18 protein-coding genes and 1 riboswitch are annotated in these 19,679 nt (G+C 41.6%); of the genes, 7 read left to right on the top strand and 11 right to left on the bottom strand.

The window, feature by feature from the left end; genetic code table 11:
* Positions 1-119 precede the first annotated feature (119 nt).
* Positions 120-221: riboswitch (purine riboswitch) on the top strand.
* A 48-nt stretch (positions 222-269) separates the two neighbouring features.
* A complete protein-coding gene (gene ade, locus ACXADT_RS04025; protein WP_270180543.1) occupies positions 270-1,985 on the top strand; it encodes an adenine deaminase in 1,716 nt (571 codons plus the stop codon).
* 36 nt (positions 1,986-2,021) lie between these two features.
* On the opposite strand, the gene ACXADT_RS04020 is transcribed toward ade, so the two are convergent.
* Positions 2,022-2,990: a Gfo/Idh/MocA family protein gene (locus ACXADT_RS04020; RefSeq protein WP_474833254.1), complete on the bottom strand. Its 969-nt coding sequence runs from the start codon at positions 2,988-2,990 to the stop codon at positions 2,022-2,024.
* Positions 2,991-3,165: 175 nt separating this feature from the next.
* Between ACXADT_RS04020 and ACXADT_RS04015 the strand changes: the two genes are divergently transcribed.
* A complete protein-coding gene (locus ACXADT_RS04015; RefSeq protein ID WP_270180545.1) occupies positions 3,166-3,654 on the top strand; it encodes a CarD family transcriptional regulator in 489 nt (162 codons plus the stop codon).
* Positions 3,655-3,694: 40 nt separating this feature from the next.
* Here ACXADT_RS04015 and gntK read toward each other — a convergent pair whose 3' ends face one another.
* Positions 3,695-5,224, bottom strand: coding sequence for a gluconokinase (gene gntK, locus ACXADT_RS04010; protein WP_474834644.1), 1,530 nt, complete (start codon positions 5,222-5,224; stop codon positions 3,695-3,697).
* A gap of 81 nt (positions 5,225-5,305) precedes the next feature.
* Positions 5,306-6,658 carry a GntP family permease gene (locus tag ACXADT_RS04005; protein ID WP_270180546.1) on the bottom strand — a complete coding sequence of 451 codons (1,353 nt, stop codon included), beginning with the start codon at positions 6,656-6,658 and terminating at the stop codon, positions 5,306-5,308.
* A 263-nt stretch (positions 6,659-6,921) separates the two neighbouring features.
* Here ACXADT_RS04005 and ACXADT_RS04000 point away from each other — a divergent pair, with 263 nt between their 5' ends.
* Entirely contained in the window at positions 6,922-7,779 is an 858-nt protein-coding gene (locus ACXADT_RS04000) for a MurR/RpiR family transcriptional regulator (RefSeq protein ID WP_270180547.1), read from the top strand.
* Positions 7,780-8,116: 337 nt separating this feature from the next.
* On the opposite strand, the gene ACXADT_RS03995 is transcribed toward ACXADT_RS04000, so the two are convergent.
* Positions 8,117-9,316 (bottom strand): class I SAM-dependent rRNA methyltransferase, encoded by a 1,200-nt coding sequence (locus ACXADT_RS03995; protein ID WP_474833252.1) that lies wholly within the window; start codon positions 9,314-9,316, stop codon positions 8,117-8,119.
* Between the two features lie 113 nt (positions 9,317-9,429).
* Between ACXADT_RS03995 and ACXADT_RS03990 the strand changes: the two genes are divergently transcribed.
* On the top strand, positions 9,430-9,579 hold the full coding sequence (locus ACXADT_RS03990) for a hypothetical protein (protein ID WP_270180549.1): 150 nt from the start codon (positions 9,430-9,432) through the stop codon (positions 9,577-9,579).
* 59 nt (positions 9,580-9,638) lie between these two features.
* Positions 9,639-10,961 (top strand): MFS transporter, encoded by a 1,323-nt coding sequence (locus ACXADT_RS03985; RefSeq protein ID WP_474833251.1) that lies wholly within the window; start codon positions 9,639-9,641, stop codon positions 10,959-10,961.
* Positions 10,962-11,006: 45 nt separating this feature from the next.
* Here ACXADT_RS03985 and ACXADT_RS03980 read toward each other — a convergent pair whose 3' ends face one another.
* Entirely contained in the window at positions 11,007-11,927 is a 921-nt protein-coding gene (locus ACXADT_RS03980) for a TPR end-of-group domain-containing protein (RefSeq protein WP_474833249.1), read from the bottom strand.
* Positions 11,928-12,053: 126 nt separating this feature from the next.
* Between ACXADT_RS03980 and ACXADT_RS03975 the strand changes: the two genes are divergently transcribed.
* Positions 12,054-12,944, top strand: coding sequence for an ArsR/SmtB family transcription factor (locus ACXADT_RS03975; RefSeq protein ID WP_474833248.1), 891 nt, complete (start codon positions 12,054-12,056; stop codon positions 12,942-12,944).
* Between the two features lie 27 nt (positions 12,945-12,971).
* Here the strand turns inward: ACXADT_RS03975 and ACXADT_RS03970 are convergent, their stop codons facing one another.
* Positions 12,972-14,609: a hypothetical protein gene (locus tag ACXADT_RS03970; protein WP_474833246.1), complete on the bottom strand. Its 1,638-nt coding sequence runs from the start codon at positions 14,607-14,609 to the stop codon at positions 12,972-12,974.
* Complete coding sequence (locus ACXADT_RS03965; RefSeq protein WP_474833244.1) at positions 14,606-15,400, bottom strand: ABC transporter ATP-binding protein; 795 nt, start codon at positions 15,398-15,400, stop codon at positions 14,606-14,608. The genes ACXADT_RS03970 and ACXADT_RS03965 overlap by 4 nt, the downstream gene beginning before the upstream one ends.
* A gap of 144 nt (positions 15,401-15,544) precedes the next feature.
* On the opposite strand from ACXADT_RS03965, the gene ACXADT_RS03960 reads away from it, so the two are divergent.
* Complete coding sequence (locus tag ACXADT_RS03960) at positions 15,545-16,996, top strand: phospholipase D family protein (RefSeq protein ID WP_474833243.1); 1,452 nt, start codon at positions 15,545-15,547, stop codon at positions 16,994-16,996.
* A gap of 188 nt (positions 16,997-17,184) precedes the next feature.
* On the opposite strand, the gene ACXADT_RS03955 is transcribed toward ACXADT_RS03960, so the two are convergent.
* From ACXADT_RS03955 to nagB, 4 genes are read right to left on the bottom strand one after another with little or no spacing between them, the layout of a single operon-like run.
* The gene (locus tag ACXADT_RS03955; RefSeq protein WP_270180556.1) at positions 17,185-17,415 is read right to left on the bottom strand and encodes an excisionase family DNA-binding protein; all 231 of its coding nucleotides are present in this window, start codon (positions 17,413-17,415) and stop codon (positions 17,185-17,187) included.
* Between the two features lie 36 nt (positions 17,416-17,451).
* A complete protein-coding gene (locus ACXADT_RS03950; protein ID WP_474833242.1) occupies positions 17,452-18,186 on the bottom strand; it encodes an SIS domain-containing protein in 735 nt (244 codons plus the stop codon).
* Between the two features lie 15 nt (positions 18,187-18,201).
* Positions 18,202-18,924 (bottom strand): GntR family transcriptional regulator, encoded by a 723-nt coding sequence (locus ACXADT_RS03945; RefSeq protein ID WP_270180558.1) that lies wholly within the window; start codon positions 18,922-18,924, stop codon positions 18,202-18,204.
* A 16-nt stretch (positions 18,925-18,940) separates the two neighbouring features.
* Positions 18,941-19,675, bottom strand: coding sequence for a glucosamine-6-phosphate deaminase (gene nagB / locus ACXADT_RS03940; RefSeq protein ID WP_474833240.1), 735 nt, complete (start codon positions 19,673-19,675; stop codon positions 18,941-18,943).
* Between the last annotated feature and the right edge of the window lie 4 nt (positions 19,676-19,679).

The following is a 19,679-nucleotide window of genomic DNA, read 5'->3' as shown; positions in this document are numbered from 1 at the left end:
GCTTCTATGATATCGCTTACTTAATTCTACTCGCAATCTCCATAATTATCAATATACTTGTAAAAGTAATTTTAGAAGCATGAATTGACGTTGCGATGGAGAATGTATAGAATACCTTATTAATCGCTATCAGAAAGCTTCGTATAATTTTGGAGATAAGGTCCAAAAGTTTCTACCAAACTACCGGAAATGGTTTGACTACGATGATCACTTACGTATCATCCCCTGTCAGGCTGGAGAATTCCAGAACGAGAGGAGATATCACAAGAATGGAACAATTTATTAAAAGAATTCAAACCGCATCAGGTGACCGTGCTGCAGATACCGTTATTAAAAACGCAAGGATATTAGATATCTATAATCTACGTCTCATTGCCGGCGATGTTGCGATTACAGATGGAAAGTTTGTTGGGATAGGGGCTTTTGAAGGAAAAGAAACGATCGATGCCAAACAAAAAATCCTCATCCCAGCTCTAATCGATGCACACGTCCATATCGAATCCGCCATGGTTTCCCCTTCACAATTCTCAAAAGCCGTTCTCCCACATGGTGTCACAACTGTTATTACTGACCCTCATGAAATCGGTAATGTGCTTGGAGCGGAGGGGATTTCGTATATGATCGATGACTCAGAGAACATACCGATGGATGTCTTCTTCATGCTTCCATCTTGTGTTCCATCCACGCCTTATGAAAACGCTGGAGCCACCCTAACCGCCAATGACTTGAAACCTTTTTACAATCATCCTCGTGTTCTTGGTCTCGCTGAGGTTATGGACTACCCTTCCGTCAAACATACAGACCCATCGATGATGGATAAGCTTCTTGATGCCCACCGATACGATAAGAAAATCGATGGACATGCAGCTGGTCTTCCTAGCCATGCACTAAACGTATATAAATCTGCAGGCATCAATACAGATCATGAATGTGTGTCAGCTGAAGAGGCATTAGAACGCATACAAAGAGGCATGTATGTTTTGATACGTGAGGGCTCAGTCGCAAAAAACATGAAGCAGATCTTACCAGCGGTCACTCCTCAGAATGCAAGGCGCTTTCTGTTTTGTACGGATGATAAACATATGGACGACCTTATTTCAGAAGGAAGTGTCGATCATAATATTCGTCTAGCAATCAAACATGGGATCGACCCCTACCTTGCCATTCAAATGGCTTCACTCAATGTAGCTGAATGTTATGGACTTAATAAAGGAGCCATCGCCCCTGGTCTAGATGCAGATTTTCTAGTGATGAACGATCTAGAAACGTTTGATATCTACCAAGTCTTTCGAGAAGGAAAACTTGTCGCCGAAGACGGTACGACCTCATTTAAACCTAAACCTCTCTCCTCTCAAGAGATTCGTAACACAGTAAACATACAGACGATCACGCAAGAAAGCTTACGTATTACACTTGAAAGTAAACGTGCGAACGTTATTGAGATTGTCCCTAACCAGATTGTGACAAAGCACCTCACACTTGACGTGGAGACAACTGAGAACACATTTATACCTTCCAAAGAAGCTGACCTTATGAAGTTAGCCGTTATTGAAAGGCATCATCATACAGGAAACATAGGTCTTGGAATTGTGAAAGGGCTCGGTTTTGAGAAAGGTGCGATCGCCACTACAGTCGGTCATGACTCCCATAATGTAATCGTTGCGGGCACAAACGACGAGGATATCCTATCAGCAATCGATGCTCTTAAACAAATAGGCGGAGGACTAGTGGTTGTAAGGGATGAGGAAGTAATCGGTGAATTGCCGTTACCGATTGCAGGTCTTCTTTCAGACAAAGGGTACCAAGCTGTTAACAAAGGGCTGCTTGAGCTAGACATCGCTCTGAAAGAAATAGGCGCTCCCGAACATTTCAATCCCTTTCTAACTCTCTCTTTTCTAAGCCTTCCAGTCATTCCGGAACTAAAGCTCACTGACAAAGGTCTATTCGATGTAACAGCATTCAAACATATTTCGATTGACGAGTAAACGAAACCCGCCAGGCATGATGCCAGGCGGGTTATTCTATGAAATGATCGCAACTTCAGACTCTTGCTGCACAGAACGATAAGATGCTTCCATCAACACCGTTAGATCGAGTGCTAGTGCAATGTTTTCATCCGTGCGTTTGTTATGTTTCACATGTTCTACCCATTGGTTGAATGGAGAAGGTCGATCAGCTGGGATTGAAACTTTCTCGAATCCATTTCCAGTGTTTAGTAACAAATGACCTTCATCTGCCCTATATAAAACGGACCCTTTCGTTCCATGCAATTCAATTGTAAAAGGAGAATGAGGGTTAACGAATCCTGTTTCAATAATGCCATATGAACCTGATCCATATTGAAAGGTTACAACAGCCTGGTCTTCAACTTCTATTCCAGTCATATACCCAAATTGCGCAGAGATCCGCTGAGGCATTCCTTGAAATAGCCTCGTTAAGTAAACTGGATGACATCCTAAATCGATTAGCGCTCCACCCTGGCACGTTTCTACGTCATAGAAATGATGCGGTAACCAGTCTGCTATCGCTCCATCATGAGCAAGACGCACTCTAGATTGCGTGATGTCACCGATCTCACCTGAGGCGAGGATATCTTGTATCGCTTTCGTATAGCCGTCATACACTCTCGGCAATGAAACGAACAGCTTTACATCCTCTTGCTTCACCGTTTCGATGATTTCTAGTGCTTCCTCTTCTGTTGCCGCCAGAACCTTTTCTGTAAAAATGTGTTTTCCCGCTTTGGCTGCTTTTATTATAAGATCTTTGTGCATGTTCGTTGGAGATGTAACGACCACTCCATCGATCGTATCGCGTCTTAGAAGATCGTCGATACTGTCTATGTACTCTGCTCCCCACTTTTGTGCTTCACTTCTTCCTCGCTCCTCATATTCATCCCAAACCGCTGTAATATGTGTTTCAGGATGATCGAGTGCTTCTTTCGCATAATCCTTTGCGTGAACGTGCCAAAAACTTAACATTGCGAGATTCATAACGGAAGCCTCCTATAAATACAAAATGATAACGCTTTTATCAATTGTATAGGAGTTGGTTGCGATCCATCAATTATAGAGGTAAAGAAATTTAAATAAATTAAAATTAGTGTGCATTTTCTATTTATGATATAATAGTAGTTGTGCTATAATTAAATATTTTGGAGGTGGGCGCTTGTTTGAGGTAGGCGACAAAGTTTTTTATCCCATGTACGGTGCAGGTGTAATTGAAGCTATTGAAGAAAAAGAGATTCTGGGCGAAACACAGCTCTATTATATTCTTAATATTTCATTTCGCGATATCCAGGTGATGATACCGAAGGATAAAATGGAGAATTTGAATATCCGTGAAGTGTTGGATTCGAGTAAAATGGACGATATTCTAACAACATTCCATGCTGATGCTGAGCTTGATGCTGAACCAAATGCCAATCGAAACCAGCGATACCGCGATAATATGAATAAGCTTAAAACCGGGGATATTCGTAACCACGTAGAAGTGATTCGCGAACTGGTTACCCTCAACAAGAAAAGACCACTAGGAACAGACGATAAAAAGCTGCTTGAAAACGCTCAGCAGTTTCTCATAAGTGAAATCGTATTAACGAAAGACGTTAAGCTCGATCAGGCTACGTCGATGTTACATGAAGCCATCTACCAGTAAGCTAAAAGGACAGCACCGAAGCGGTGCTGTCCTTTTTTCATCATTTCCCTAATACGTTCGTCTGAAATGCTGAAATAGCTTTATATTCTTCAGTTAGCTTGTTCGAAATACTCATGTAAATCGGTAATAGTTCAGCATATAATTTCACGCTTTCTTCTTCAGGCTGGTGCGCATACGTGCTACCAACGAGGTCTGATACGATTTTGTAAGAATCGATTTCTCCTAACGCCTCCATCCCTAGGACGATTGCACCAAGGCAAGAGCTTTCGTAACTTTCAGGAACGATGACTTCTTCATTAAAAATATCCGCCATCATTTGACGCCACAGAGCTGATCTTGAGAAACCGCCAGTCGCTTTAATTTGCTTCGGTTCGCCGATCAGTTCCTTTAGAGCCTCTAGGACACTATATAGATTGAAGATAACGCCTTCTAAAACCGCTCGAATCATATGCTCTTTCTTATGGTGCATCGCAAGACCGAAGAAGCTGCCTCTTGCATCTGAGTTCCATAGTGGAGCACGTTCTCCCGCAAGGTAAGGGTGAAAAATTAACCCATCTGCCCCTGGTCGCACTTGCTCTGCGATTCTAGTTAAGATTTCGTACGTGTCGATACCAAGACGTTTCGCCGTTTCCATTTCAGAAGCTGCGAATTGATCTCTGACCCAGCGGAACGTTATCCCCCCATTATTGACAGGCCCTCCGATCACCCACTTGTTTTCAGTGAGCGCATAACAAAAGATTCGTCCATGTGGATCTGTGACAGGTCGATCAGTGACAGCACGAATAGCTCCACTCGTTCCGATCGTTACCGCTACAACGCCTGGCTCGATCGCATCAACACCTAGGTTTGATAAAACCCCATCACTTGCTCCTACGATAAATTTAGTAGAAGCACTTAATCCTGTTTCTTCGATGTATGGTTCTTTCAATCCCTCTATGACCCTAGTAGTCGAGACTGGTAGAGATAGTTTCTCTTCAGTAATACCTGCCACGGATAGAGCCTCTTCATCCCAATCAAGTTGTTCAAGGTTGAATAGTCCCGTTGCAGATGCAATCGAATAATCGACTACGTACGTATGGAAAAAGCGATAGAACACATATTCTTTGATCGAAATAAACTTGGAAGCTGAGGCAAATAACTCCTCTTTCTCGTTTTTTAGCCATACTAATTTTGATAAAGGAGACATCGGATGGATTGGAGTACCTGTCCGCAAGTAAATGTCATGCCCATTCATCTCTGACTTGATTTTTTCAGCCCACTTCGCACTTCTGTTATCCGCCCATGTGATGCAGTTTGTCATCGGCTTCCCTTCAGAATCGACAGCTATCAGACTATGCATGGCAGAACTGAAAGACACGAATGAAATGCTCTCTGCAGAAAGACTCTCCTCAGTCAGTACTTCTCGAATCGACTTTACAACCGCAAGTAAGATCTCTTCGGGGTTCTGTTCAGCAATACCTGGTTTAGGGGTTAAAAGCGGATATTCAACGCTATGCTTTGTAACTGGATGACCTTTTTCATCAAATAAAACAGCTTTGGTACTCGTCGTTCCAATATCAACGCCGATCATAAATCTATTTTTCAAAGGAATCTCCTCCTCTAGTTAGGTGTAATAACAAAATGCGAGCGTAACGCTCGCATTCGACTTCTATTATCCAATAAAGAAACTACATACAAACACAACGGCGAATCCGACTAGACCGATTAACGTTTCCATAACGGTCCACGATTTTAATGTGTCTTTTTCATTTAATCCTAAGAATCTATTCACTAGCCAGAAACCAGAATCGTTCACGTGAGATAAAACCGTTGCACCAGCTGCAATGGCAATCACCATCATACCTAATACTGGTCCTTGCATATCCATGCTTGTGATGAGTGGTGACATAAGACCTGCAGCGGTTACCATCGAAACGGTGGCAGAACCTTGAGCAACACGTACAGCAGCAGCGATTAAGAAAGCCAATAGAATTGGAGGTAATGGTGAAGAAGCCATCTTTTCACCTAATACCTGTCCAACACCGGAATCGATCAACACCTGTTTGAAAACACCACCTGCACCTGTTACAAGAATGATGATTCCCGCAGGCTCAAGTGCTTTATTCGCTATACCCTGCACATCTTCCTTCGTATACCCACGTAATGTTCCAAGTAGAATGAATGCAAGGATTGTCGCGATCGTCAATGCCACGAAAGGATGTCCCATAAACGTTAAGAAAGAGCGTAATGGAACGAGCGAGCTTCCATCTTCAATCAGAAGATCAGATAGCGTGTTCGCTAGAATCAACACGAGCGGAATCGAAATCAAGCTCGTAACGAGCCAAAAGCTTGGGAGCTCTTTATCATATTCTTTTTCTTCGATTTCCATGTAATCTGGTACTGTCGCATGAATTTTCTTACCGATATAACGTCCGAATAAAGGACCTGCAATGATCATAGAGGGGATACCCGCTAATACACCAAAGAGAATCACCCAGCCAAGATCAGCTCCAATTAAATCCGCTACTGCGATGGGTCCTGGAGTCGGCGGAATAAAGCTATGCGTAACCGCAAGTCCTGCTAATAGCGGAATCGCATAATGGAGCAGCGACTTCCCTGTTTTTTTTGCGAGACTATAGACAAGTGGGACAAGGATGATAAAACCAACATCAAAGAAGACCGGAATCGCTACAATAAAGCCCGTTAAACCAAGTGCCCACTGAGCTCTTCCTTCTCCGAACTTTTTGATAAGCGTTTGTGCAAGGCGTTCAGCACCACCAGAAACTTCTAGCATCTGTCCGAACATGGCACCTAAACCAACGACCACAGCTACGAACCCAAGGGTTCCACCCATACCGTTCTTAACCGATTCGATCACACCATCTAATGGCATACCTGCCGCAATTCCAACTAATAAACTTACTAGTAATAATGAAACGAACGCGTGTAATTTTGTTCTGATAACTAGAAATAAAAGTACAAAGATAGCAAGAACGGCTAACAGAATCAGCATATTACCCGACATGATTTTATCCTCCTTTATTTTCCTGTGTACTAACCTCTTCGATCGCTTCGTCAATAATTGCGACGTCAATGAGGAATCGCTTACATAAATGAGTAAAGTGTCAAAATTGGAAAGCTATGTACATTCTGGAAAGAAAAAATATTTCCTATAAGCGAATTATACAATAAATATTTTTTATTGCAACCGCTTCCAAGAAATCTATTTTCATTAATTATGTAATCGGTTACAATAAGGAGATAAAGTATCGTGAGAGGAGAATGTTAATGTCTAGCACTGAAACCCGTCACTGTCTTCCTAGAATTCGCTCATCCTACTCTCAGTTTAGTGAAAAGGAGCGGCAAGTAGCGGATTACATCTTAAATCACTCAAGCAAGATCATACATAGCACGATTAATCAGGTTGCAGAAGACTTAGGAGTAGCTGATGCAACGGTTTTTCGGTTTTGCAAACGGATAGGCTTCAAAGGGTTTCAAGCGATGAAAATCGCGCTTGCAGCGGAAATCGTCAACCCGATTCAAGATATTCATGAAACCATATCAGAAACCGATTCAAAAAAAGATATAGCAGAGAAAGTTCTTCGTTCAAATATTAGAACGCTCGAAGATACGCTACACATTCTCGAGAACAGTAGTATAGAAAATGCTGTAGAAGCCCTTCTTAAAGCTGATCGGATCGAGTTTTATGGAAACGGCGGCTCAGGAATCATCGCTATGGATGCTCAGCATAAATTCATTCGCACAGGTTTAAGAACAGCTGCGTACAGTGACGCGCACTTGCAGATCATGAGTGCTTCTCAACTAACGGAAAGTGACCTTGCGATTCTCATTTCTCACTCTGGCACGAACAAAGACATGATTCGGGTAGCCGATATTGCAAATGAAAGTGGTGCTACGACCATTGCAATAACAAACCTTGCCACCTCCCCACTAAGTAAAAAAGCTGATATTTCACTATACACTGTTTCACAAGAAACAGAATTTCGCTCTGAAGCATTTGCATCGAGAATTGCTCAACTAAGTCTCGTAGACGCTCTCTACGTAAATGTCATGATCGCGAGAAAAGAGAAAGCGAAAGACTCTCTCCAGCGCATGAGAGAAGCAATTTCTACGAAAAGGCTATAATGAAAAAACCCCGCATGATTGCGGGGTAATAAGAGATTAATTTAAAAGCAAGAAAACGATTGCCTATGATTAATTTTCATATTTAATGTCACTATGTTATTTGTTTAGCTGCATTAATTTGCTTTCGTTCATCTTAACCTTGTAATATCGATGATTGGAGCGGAAGGATGCTCGACTCCTGCGGGCTGAGCGGGACAGGTGTGACCCCACAGGCGCGCGTTAAGAGCGCCGAGGAGGCACACCGCCCGCCCCGCGGAAAGCGAGCATCCTGGAGCGGAAATCCCACTTATTATGTCAAAAAAATCACCCCGCATAGAAGCGGGGTTTCTTGTCATCTTCAGCCTTTAATTTTCTCGATAAAGACGACTTTTAAATAACCTCCTTCTCGAAATTCTTTCGTTGTACGAAAATCTTCAGGAAGAGAGTATTCCTCAAGCAGCCGATATCTTCCACCGGTTTCTTTAAACGCCTGATCAATAAACGTCTTAAACTTCCTCATATCATAACCACTATAATTGGTTGAAGCGACGATAATCCCCTTATCTTCTGTTATGGCGATCGTCTCTTTCAAAAGATTCTTGTAATCCTTTGCTGCACTGAACGTATGTTTCTTGGAACGAGCAAAGCTAGGTGGATCAAGAATGACCATATCAAACTTAAGGTTTTTCTTCACAGCGTACTTAAAGTACTTAAATACATCCATCACTAAAATGTTTTCTGATTCATAATCGATACCATTCAAACTAAACTGCTCGATCGTTTTATTTAAGCTTCGATTCGCAAGATCAACACTCGTCGTATGGGTCGCTCCACCTAACGAAGCGAAGACTGAAAACGCTCCAGTGTAAGAGAACGTGTTTAAAACCCGTTTCCCTTCAGCATATTTATCTCGAATGATTTTCCTGACAGGCCGCTGATCTAAGAACACGCCGACCATTGCACCTTCATTTAGGTATACGGCAAAATCCACACCGTTTTCTTTTACGACAAGTGGGAATTCACCACGTTCACCCGCAACGAAATCATCGTCTTCAACATATTGCCCTTTTGAATCAAATCGTTTTTTCTCATAGATGCCTTTAAAATCCACGAGTTTCTTTAACGCACTCACAACATCATTTTTAAACGAGTAAGCACCTTCACTATACCAATTGATCAGGTAATAATCGTTAAAACGATCGATCGTAATACCTCCGAGTCCATCTCCTTCACCATTCACAATACGAAAAGCAGTCGTATTTGAGTCTTCGAAGAATGGCTTTCTGTATTGAAGTGCTCGCTGTAGTTTGTTGACAAAAAATCCTTCATCAATGGACTCGTTCGCATCCTGGGTTAAGACCCATCCATAACCCTTGTTCTGCCTTCCATAGTACCCTTTTCCAATAAACGTTCCATTGGTATCTACTAGTTGTATAATCGTGCCCTCTGTTTTTAACTTCTCCGGGTTTACCAAGGCTTCTTTAAAAATTAATGGGTATCCGTTTAGAAACTTTTTTCTGTGCTTCGGCTGAACCTGCACGCGCTCTTCGTTTCTCATCTTGTCATCCTATCTATTCTAGTTTTTCATTCTGACTGCATTATAACATGTTGCGATGTCACCACATAAATCCTTATGAACGTTCAAAAACTAAAGAAAAGGTGGTGGATACGATGAAAACGAAATCCGGAACGGATATCGAAGAAGTAAAGAAGCTGAATGCAAACTCTGGCCTAACGTATAATCAAGCAAAGCAAGAACTCGCAAAACGGTTGGGAGCAAAAAAGAAGGGTGACAACCCGTCAAATGGGACTCTGGTATAGAGAATGGTTTACAATAAGCTGGTGTTGTTTCATTAAAGCAGCACCAGGAGGTTTACAGCATGACGAATCATGAAAACGGCTATTTTCGTACGATCATCATACTAAGCGCAGCTGTATGGCTCGTTGTTATGAATACAACGATGTTCAACGTAGCGCTTCCAAACATCTTGAATGAATTTCAACTGAGCCCAGCTGACGGAGCCTGGATCGTTTCGGGTTATTCCATTATCCTGGCTGTCTCAACGATCACGTATACGAGACTTTCAGATTACCTCCCGATACGGCGTCTCCTCATAACAGGTATCGTTATTTTTGGTATCGGATCATTACTTGGTTTTTTCGCGGAAAGTTTTGCGCTATTACTTACATCAAGACTGTTACAGGCCACTGGCGCTTCAGCAATTCCTGGACTGTCGATGGTATTTGCAGGCAGGTTTATCCCACTGAAAAAAAGAGGACGAGCAATGGCGTTCATCGCATCGGCATCTTCCCTCGGGTTCGGTCTAGGGCCTGTGATCGGTGGTATTATTACGGAATACCTTGATTGGAACTATTTATTTGTTGTTACGTTATTCGTACTTGTGCTGATCCCTGTTTTGTTAAAACGTCTTCCAGAAGAGGGAGTAAGCAAAGGAACATTTGATTTTATTGGTGCAGTGCTAACAGGGTTGTCCGTTACTAGCTTTTTGTTGTTTATATCAACATTTAACCTACTCTATTTAGTAGCTGGGGTCGCTGCGATCGTGTTACTCGCACTTCGGATAACGAAAACAACCGTTCCTTTTATCCAACCTGACTTATTTAAAAAGCAGGGATATCGTCTTCTTCTTTATATGAGCTACTTGGGTTTCACGACACACTTTGCAATCTTACTCCTTATGCCCCTCATGTTACAAAACGTGTTTGGCAAAGGACCTTCGATCATAGGTTATATTATTTTTCCAGGTGCTATGTTATCAGCTGTGGCAGCCGTTTATGTTGGAAAGATGCTCGACCGTTACGGCAACATGAAGGTGATTTATCTCGCACACCTTCTACTCTTAATCTCAACAGTCATCTTTTATTTCTTATCACCGATCAATCCATACATGACGATGTTTGGCTATATGTTTACAAGCTTTGGATTTTCAAGCTTATCGTCGAGCACAACGAACGAAGTCTCACGCATCCTGCCTTCGTCCCAAACCGCTACAGGCATTGGGATGAAGCAACTCGTACAATTTGTTGGTAGTGCCTCAGGGGCAGTTCTTGGAGGTATCCTCCTTGAACTAAAAGGATTGACTTACAGCGCGAGCTCATTTCAGCTAACGTACCTTTTTCTTCTCGTCATTATGGTTCTATCGTTAGGAATGGCGTTTCTCTATGCTAAGAAACATGTTTAAATCAGTAACGAGGCCTTTCAACAAATGAAAGGCCTCGTTTTCATGTTATTCCAGAACAAATCGAACCGCTTCTTCAAACACTTTTGGGAAGTCCTGAGGGAATGTATGACCCATTCCTTCCTTTACGATTAACTTGCATGGAACACTGTGCTTTCGAAGTAAAGAAACCGCTTTCAAAGCTGTTTCATAGAAAGGATCTTGATCCCCAGTGATCACGCAGCCTCGCACATTTGATTTACTATCGATTGCTAGTTTCTCTAATTTAGCTAAGTCTTCAAACGCTGGCACCACAGCGATGAAATACTCGAATTCTCCTTTTTCTAGAGCTAATTCTACTGCTCGACCGCCCCCTTGTGATGCACCAGAAAGAATAACTGGCTTTTGACCCCTTACGTGTTGATTTAAAAACTGAGAAGTCATTTCTTCAACATCTCTCTGTGTTTGCTTAGGATCATCCCATGAGAAACAGCCATAGCTAAACAGCTGAGAAGACTGAGGAAACGCAATATGATACTTGTTAAGTATTCGATCATCTTTCCATTCTAGCGAAAAGTCCTTTACGTTAGATCCTTTCCAATGCAAAGACATCACTGAAACTTCGGCATTTGGATTTCCATCAACTTTTAAAAGTGACTCAGCCTCTTTAAGATTTTCATGAAAAAGTGTTTCACATTGATCGATAATCCTCTTAAATCCTTCTGTTTCTTTTAATAAGTTCAGTTCAGGGTCAGTCGTTAAAATTTCTGGATTCCACCAAAAACCATTGTCGATGGCACTCTGTAATTCGCCGATCGCTTCTTTGGTTTTTCCTTGTAGACAATAGACGTTGGCTTTCCAATGTCCTAAGCGGTCACGTTTTTCTGAAAACTGTGTTTTGGCCTCCTCCATAACCTCTAGTGACTGATCATAACGGTTGTTTTGAACGAGATCGATGACTTTCGTTTGACATTCTACAAAAGTTTGCATAAAACCCCTCCCCCATCAGTTAGTTCAATAATAATTGAACAGATTAAACAGGTCAATACATTTGTAACTCTATATCTTAATCGTTATTACAATGGTAGAATAAAAAGAAAAACAGGAGGAGTTTCAATGGCCTTCGATGTAAAGATGCTCTATTCCCCTGCACATGAATTACTATTAAGTTTCTCGCTATATAAAAGGCAAACACAAATGAAATACTTAGCGTTAAGTGCTACATGGCCTCAAGAAGTAGATAACGTTATCACTTCACCTTTAAAAGAACGCATCGCTTCAAAAAAAGATCTCTACTTCGAAGATTTGTCAGTTCTATTTATGAAGGAATGCCCTGCAGAAACCATCGAAGGTTTCTTCGAATGGTTACAATCCCAAACTGCCGGGAACATGTATGAGCTTCTTTCACCCTATGTGAAAAGCGCTCTACCATCAGACCTCGAGTTACAACGAGATGAGTTCATCTCATTACTAAAGGAATGGAAAGTTCAGTATTTTGATAAAATCGACCAGACCATTCTGGAAGATTTACGAAAAGATGCATTACAGAAAAGTCATCTGCTCGAAACGTCGACACCAGCTAGGATGATACAAAAAGCAAGCCGATTCATTATCTCGAATGAACACATTCGTACCGTCTATTTAATTCCAGGTTCACACTTTTATCCGATGTCTCTCATCGATCAGTTTCATGAGACAGTATTTATTACCTATCCAGTAGGAACAAAGGAAAGTGATCAAGCAGAACTTCTAAGGGTCACTAAAGCGTTGAGTGATGAAAGAAGGATTGCGATCCTTCGTTTTCTTTCCACAGGAATCTACACGTTCACGAACATCGTCTCGGAAATCGGGATGGCAAAGGGGAACATCCATCATCACCTCTCGATCTTACGAGCAGCAGGACTTGTTGACATTCACATCACGGACGATCCACACACATTCTTTTACGGCACAAATCCGGACATCACTTCAAATTTATCGTCTAAACTAGATACTCTGCTCAAATAGGATTGGTACAGTAAAAAAAGAAGCTCCTCAACTAGAGGGGCTTCTCTTCAATCCATATTTCCAAATAAGCGGTGTAACGACTAGCGTAACTGCTAGATAAATCCAAACACCGAACGGAATTAATGTTGCACCAAAGTGAATCAACCCGAATACAGGTATCAATAGCGTAAAGGGCAACGTCTTCCATCCATCGCTTTGACTCCAGCTCTCAAAAGGCTCAGAGAAAGGGAGCGTCCCTTTGATGATCTTAAAGCAAATAGCACTGTAGGTGAGCGTCACGAGCAGAACGATAAGAAGGTCAGGGAGAATACGAACACCGAATATCAACAAATAAATCACACTTACCGCGATGTACACCGGTAGAAACAAACGAACAATGAGTGCTTTTAGCGTACCTTTTATACTGTTTGTTAAATCAGTCACTGGCGAAACGTGATAAATCCATGCTCCTTTACTTTTACTCGAATACTGAAGCATAATGACAACACCTGGAATCATCATCAATGCGGCATAAATCGATAAATACGATCTACCGCTTCCTAACGCCTCGAATGAACCTGCGGCTGTATAATTATTGTAAAGAAAAACAAACGGAAAGATCATCGCAAAGCCAAGCGATGGATAGATCTTCAATTTTAACTCTCGTTCGTTCTTAAGCATCTTTTCAGCGAAATGATAAAAAGCATGCTCTTCCTTGCTTCGAGTAACGAAAGAAGCGATTCGTTTAAAGAGATCAAATCGCCCTCGCTTCGAAACCTTGGTCGTTTGATCCATTAGTTTCACAAGATTTTCTTCATAGGCAGGAAGAATCTTCAAATAAGCAACAAACGAAAGAATCGGAACTAGAAGAGCAAGTGCTGTCAGTACATAATAATAGATTCCTGCTTCACCGTTCAATACGATGGCGAACGGAGCACTAAACCATACCGGAGGCAGAAATAGAGTCCACCATTCAGGTGTGAAGGTTGCCTCTAAATCTACGAACTCAAACGCACGTGCAACAACTTGATAACCAAGTACGATCGTAATCGACAAGCCGATCTGTACATAGTTGATCATATCTCTCAGCCGCTCTCCTCCAAAGAACTTTAAAATTAAGTAATAGAGCATAGCTGTAATCGCTACAATAAACAGATCACTGAGCAAGATTGTGAATACTAGTAACAAGCCAAATAATACACCGTGACGAATCGTACCGATAATGAGAGGGATGCTTATGATTGCAACGGTTACGAAGAATAAATAAATCGTAACGTGAACTGCTTTTGAAGCACTGATCGTTTTACTTGTAATCGGTCTAGTTCCTAGAATCGTTTGATCTCTCACATCGAGAAGGACCGAAGAGAAATCAGAGATCATCGTTGTCATGATCAAAAACATGAACACTCCGAGGACCAAACTCACCTGAAACATGTAGTTTTCACCAAAAAACAAGATTGGTACTAGCGTCAAACCAATAAACGCATAAAACCAGAGTGATTTTAAAAATTGATTACTGTCACTCTTGCTTTTCCCCATGTTCTGACTCATTACTGTCGAGGTTCGTCTGCCATCCATCGTAAGTTTAACCTGCAGAATGCGCCGCATCGTACTGTAGTCGATGCCCGCTTTTTCAAAGAGTCCTTTAAACACATCTAACAGCTGCAACGATTTGAAGTTTTTCACCTCTTATCACGCTGTACGATTTGTACAAACTCCTCAGATAAATCCTTATATTCCTTAAACCCAGTCAGCTGGTTAAAAATTTCTTCTAATGAGCCTTCCTTATTCTGTTGCCTAAGCTCCTCGAAGCTTCCATCCGCAACGATCTTTCCCTCGTTAAGAAGCAAGATCCGGCTGCTGATTTTTTCAACGACCTCCATAATATGTGAAGAATAGAAGATTGTTTTACCTTGTTCAGATAGTTTTGCGAGAATTTCTTTGAAGATCATCACACTATTTGCATCGAGACCATTGATCGGCTCATCGAGAAACAAGAGGTCAGGATCATGCAACAGACTCGAAATGAGCAGCACTTTTTGTTTCATACCCTTAGAATAGGATGAGATACGAGAATCAAAGACTTCTTCGAGATCAAATATGCCCATTAACTCTCTCGCTTTTGTCTCTGCCTGTTCAGCGTCCATTCCGTACAATTCTCCTGTAAACGAGAGGTATTCTCGAGCAGATAAATTATCATAAAGATCAGCCATTTCCGGTACATAGCCAATCCTATACTTGTAGTCCACGTTATTCTGCTTTATATTTTCACCGAATATCTCTACCTCACCTGCATATGTTGCTTCAAGTCCAAGCATGATCTTTACTGTTGTGCTTTTTCCTGCACCGTTTGGCCCTATGTAACCGATAATCTGCCCCTCGTATACATCGAGGTCGATGTCATCTAAAACAAGTTTGTCACCGTACCTTTTTGTTAACCCTTTTAAAGAAAGAACTCTATCTGGTTTTTTATCCATAGCATATCCCCCGTTTCATTTACCTGTTACGATGTTCTACGTAATTTTCCACAAAAGGTTTCAGGTGTTTCCTCGTTAAAGAGGATTATAGGCTCAGCCTATAAGGGTATATGACAAGTAAATAATTTTGAGGAGATCGACCAAATGAAGTCATGGTACAAGAAAAAACGTTGGATCGCATTAAGTATCTTTCTACTTATTTATAGTGGTGTGCTAGTCTATCACCGTTTCAAACCTCTTCCTGAAGGCATTTCATACGCCGGAGACGTGCACTCTTTACAAGGTGATGACGTTGAATTTCTATACGACTTAACGTACGACAAAGACGGAAAAGAAGTTTATGATCACTCTATTTTCGATGAAGTGAATAAGACGATTAGAGAAGCTGACGAGTTTCTCGTATTAGACCTTTTCCTTTTCAATGGATTCACGAATGAGAAAAGAGATTATCCTACGATCAGCGAGAACCTATCAAATTCGGTCATTGAAGTAATGGAAGAAAACCCATCATTGAAAGTCGTTTTGATCAGCGATGAAATTAATACGACGTACAATTCTCACGAAGCTCCTCAAATCGATAAACTAAGAGAGATGGGGGCTGAAGTGGTCTATACGGACCTTAATCGTTTACGTGACCCTAACTTGTTTTATTCAGGATTATGGCGCATGACGTTATCATGGTTTGGTCAAAATGGAACAGGCTGGATTCCTAACCCTTTAGCACCTACAGCACCAAAAGTAACGATGCGTTCCTACTTAGATTTATTCAACATTAAAGCAAACCACCGAAAAACAGTCATGACAGAAGATGAGGGTATCATCATGTCAGCTAACCCTCATGATGCGAGCGGATTTCATTCAAATATCGCTTTTCGAGTAAAAGGTTTCATACTGAATGATTTGATTCGTTCAGAGAAAGCGGTAGCTGCTTTTTCCGGGGGAGATTTATCAGAGTTTCCTAAACTTCCTGCAGTAAAGTCATCAGATAAGGAAAGCGACTCAGACATCAAGGGTAGGATCGTCACAGAAAGTAAAATTCAAGATAGCGTAGTAACTGCGATCGATAATGCACAGGAAGGTGATGAAATTAACATCGGCATGTTTTATCTCGCCGATCGTGACATCATCGATGCGATCGTTGACGCAACTGAGCGGAAAGTAAACGTCCGTATGATCCTTGACCCTAACCAAAATGCATTCGGACACCAGAAGATGGGCTTGCCTAACCTCCCTATTACCGGCGAGCTTCATAAACAAGGAGACGACTATTTAACGATTCGATGGTATGACACAAATAAAGAACAGTTTCACACTAAGATGCTGTATGTAAAAGGGCAAGAAGAAAGTACGATCATTGGAGGATCGAGTAATTATACTTCGAGAAATCTGGACGACTACAATATGGAGACTAACATTCACTTAAGTGCCCCAAATGATTCTGAGCTAGTAAAGGAAGTCGATCGGTACTTTGAGCGAATGTGGGATAATGAGGACGGTGTCTATACAGTAGATTATTCTAAGTATCAAAACACATTGTCAGCATTTAAATACATCATGTATATTCTTCAAAAGCTGTTCCAGGTTACAACGTACTAATACACAAAAAACCCCGGGTTTACCGGGGTTTTTTACATACGCTTTGCTTTACTTTTATTTCTCATCTTTCTTACGATCGGATAGATGATCGGGCCGTATTTAATCGCTCGTTTGATTAACTTCTTCATAACGAATGCCTCCCTTTGTAAGAGTGCTATTCCCGAATTCAGCAATCATAAACCAATCGATCAATCCTCATCCTTAACATCTGGATCTTCTGGAAGTGGTTCGTTCATCTCTTCTTCCATTCTCTGTTTATATTTCTCTAGTTGTTCTAAGTGCGTATTGAACTGTTCTTTATAAATTAAATATTGTTCTCCATCATGAAGGACTCGAATACGTTTTTCTTGGATCAGCGTTTCGATGTACTCTTCGGGTAACGATAAATATTCCGCTGTTTCTTTTACTGAGAGATACAAAAAACTCTCCTCCACTTCCTTAAAGGATCACTATCTTTATAGCATTGGTATCCTTTGTTTATAGGTATCGATCAATTTCTTATTGTGTAAGTCCGTTCCGTCGATATTCCCGCTCTGAAACACAGGTGGTTCCACGCCTCGACGGATCAGCTGATCGATCACTTTGGCAACGATCCCATCTAGTAGCGCCATTCCAACTACAGAAGAAAGAGGACCATATGAAAAGCTATTTTCTATAGAAAACGCAGAATCTCCAGGCTCAATATGATTATCAAGTATAAGGTCTGCAACGTCTTTTAAATACAGTCCCTCGTTATGGCGCGAAGACTCCTGTTCGCTCGCTGCCAATGAAGTCATCGCAATGACAAATGCGCCTTGTTGCGCACTGATACGTGCCACATCAACTGGGACTGGGTTGCGTCCTGAGTTAGATACGACGATCACGACGTCTCCACTCCTGATATCCTGTTGTTCCATGAAGGTCGTCGCATACCCGTTCATCCGTTCATACTCTGATGCTTTGCTGCCACCTTGATGTAGCATCAATTCTTCAACAAATATAGGACGAACTGCCGCAATTCCCCCAGCGCGATAAAACATCTCTTCTGCCATCATGTGTGAATGACCACAACCAAAAACATGAATGATATTACCAGATTCCACAACGTCAGTTAGGACGTTAGCAGCTTTATCTATGTTTTGACGTTCCTGTTTTTCAATAAGATTCAACACTTTGGTTATTGCTGAAAAGTATTCTGAAAGCACAGCCATACCTCCTGTAAAAGGTTATCGCTTCATTGTAATGGTAAATTTATAGCGATCCGCCCTATAAGATGACTTCACCACTTCAAGCGGGGTGTCATCAGCAAGCTTCGTGTTTCTTTGGATAAGGAGGATCGGTGAACCCTTTTTTATTTTAAGGTACTGTGATTCCTGCTGCGTTGCGATAGACGACTCTAACACTTGTGTTGCTTCACCAATTTTGATCGAAAGGTGGTTTTCAATATAATCATACAATGACTGACTAACCGTATCCTCTGTTATGCCCTTTACAAGGTTTGCAGAAATAAAAGTAGTCTCTAGCGCCATCGGAATTCCGTCAGCTAGCCTCACACGCTTTATCTCATACACTGGAGCATGCTCCTGGATGTTCAATTGCTCAGAAATAGAGGCTGGTGACGATACGATTTCGAAGCTGATCAGCTTGCTGCTCGGGACCATTCCTCTACTCTGCATATCTTCTGTGAAGCTGGTCAGCCCTACAAGCTGCTGTTCGATCTTCTTCTCAGCCACAAAGGTACCGACTCCTTTTTGACGAAAAAGGTAGCCTGAATTAACGAGCTCTGTGATTGCCTGTCTCACAGTCATTCTGCTGATTTTGAATCTTTCTGCATATTCTCTTTCAGAAGGGAGAGAATCACCTGGCTTAAGCTCTCCCTTGTCAATCATCCCTTTAATCAGTTCTACAAGCTGATAATATATTGGTAAAGGGGATGTTTTATCTATCATCAATACGATTCTCCTTTCAGCCGTGTGGAACGTCTGACAACGCTTTTTGATCGGCAATTATTGTAACGTTTTGGTGCGTTGTTAAAATAGAAGCTGGAAATTCTTCTCCAACGTCCCCATGAAGTAACTGTCGAAGTGCGTGAGCCTTTTCTTCTCCTGATACTAGCAATAGAATTTCCTTACTCTTCATAATCGTTGAGATTCCCATCGTAATCGCTTCTCTTGGGACCTCATCAATACCATTAAAAAACCTTGCATTTGCTTCACGCGTAGATTGAGCAAGTTCTACGACATGAGTTCTTGCATGAAACGATGTCCCAGGTTCATTGAATCCGATATGGCCATTGCTCCCTAAACCTAGAAGCTGAATATCGATTCCCCCGGATTCCTCAATCAACCTTTCATAATTCAAACATTCGCTTGTTATATCCGAAGCCACACCGTTAGGCAGATGCCTTTGTTTAGCAGGAATATCGACCTTATTAAATAGATGGGTTTTCATAAATTGATGATAACTATTAGGGTGGTCCGCAGGTAACCCAACATACTCATCTAAATTAAACGTGCTCACACGGCTGTAAGAGGTGTGGTTTTTGTAATAATCTTCTGCCATTCTTTGATACGTGCCTCTCGGTGTACCGCCTGTAGCCAACCCAAGCGTGACCTCTGGGTTTTCTTTTACCCTTTCAATAAAGAAGTCAGCTGCGAGATGACTAAGTTCCTGATAATCAGTTGCTTTTATGATTCTCATACTG

The sequence above is a fragment of the Anaerobacillus sp. ABR4_321 genome (genome assembly GCF_056158505.1).
This window is presented reverse-complemented; position numbering and strand designations above follow the sequence as displayed.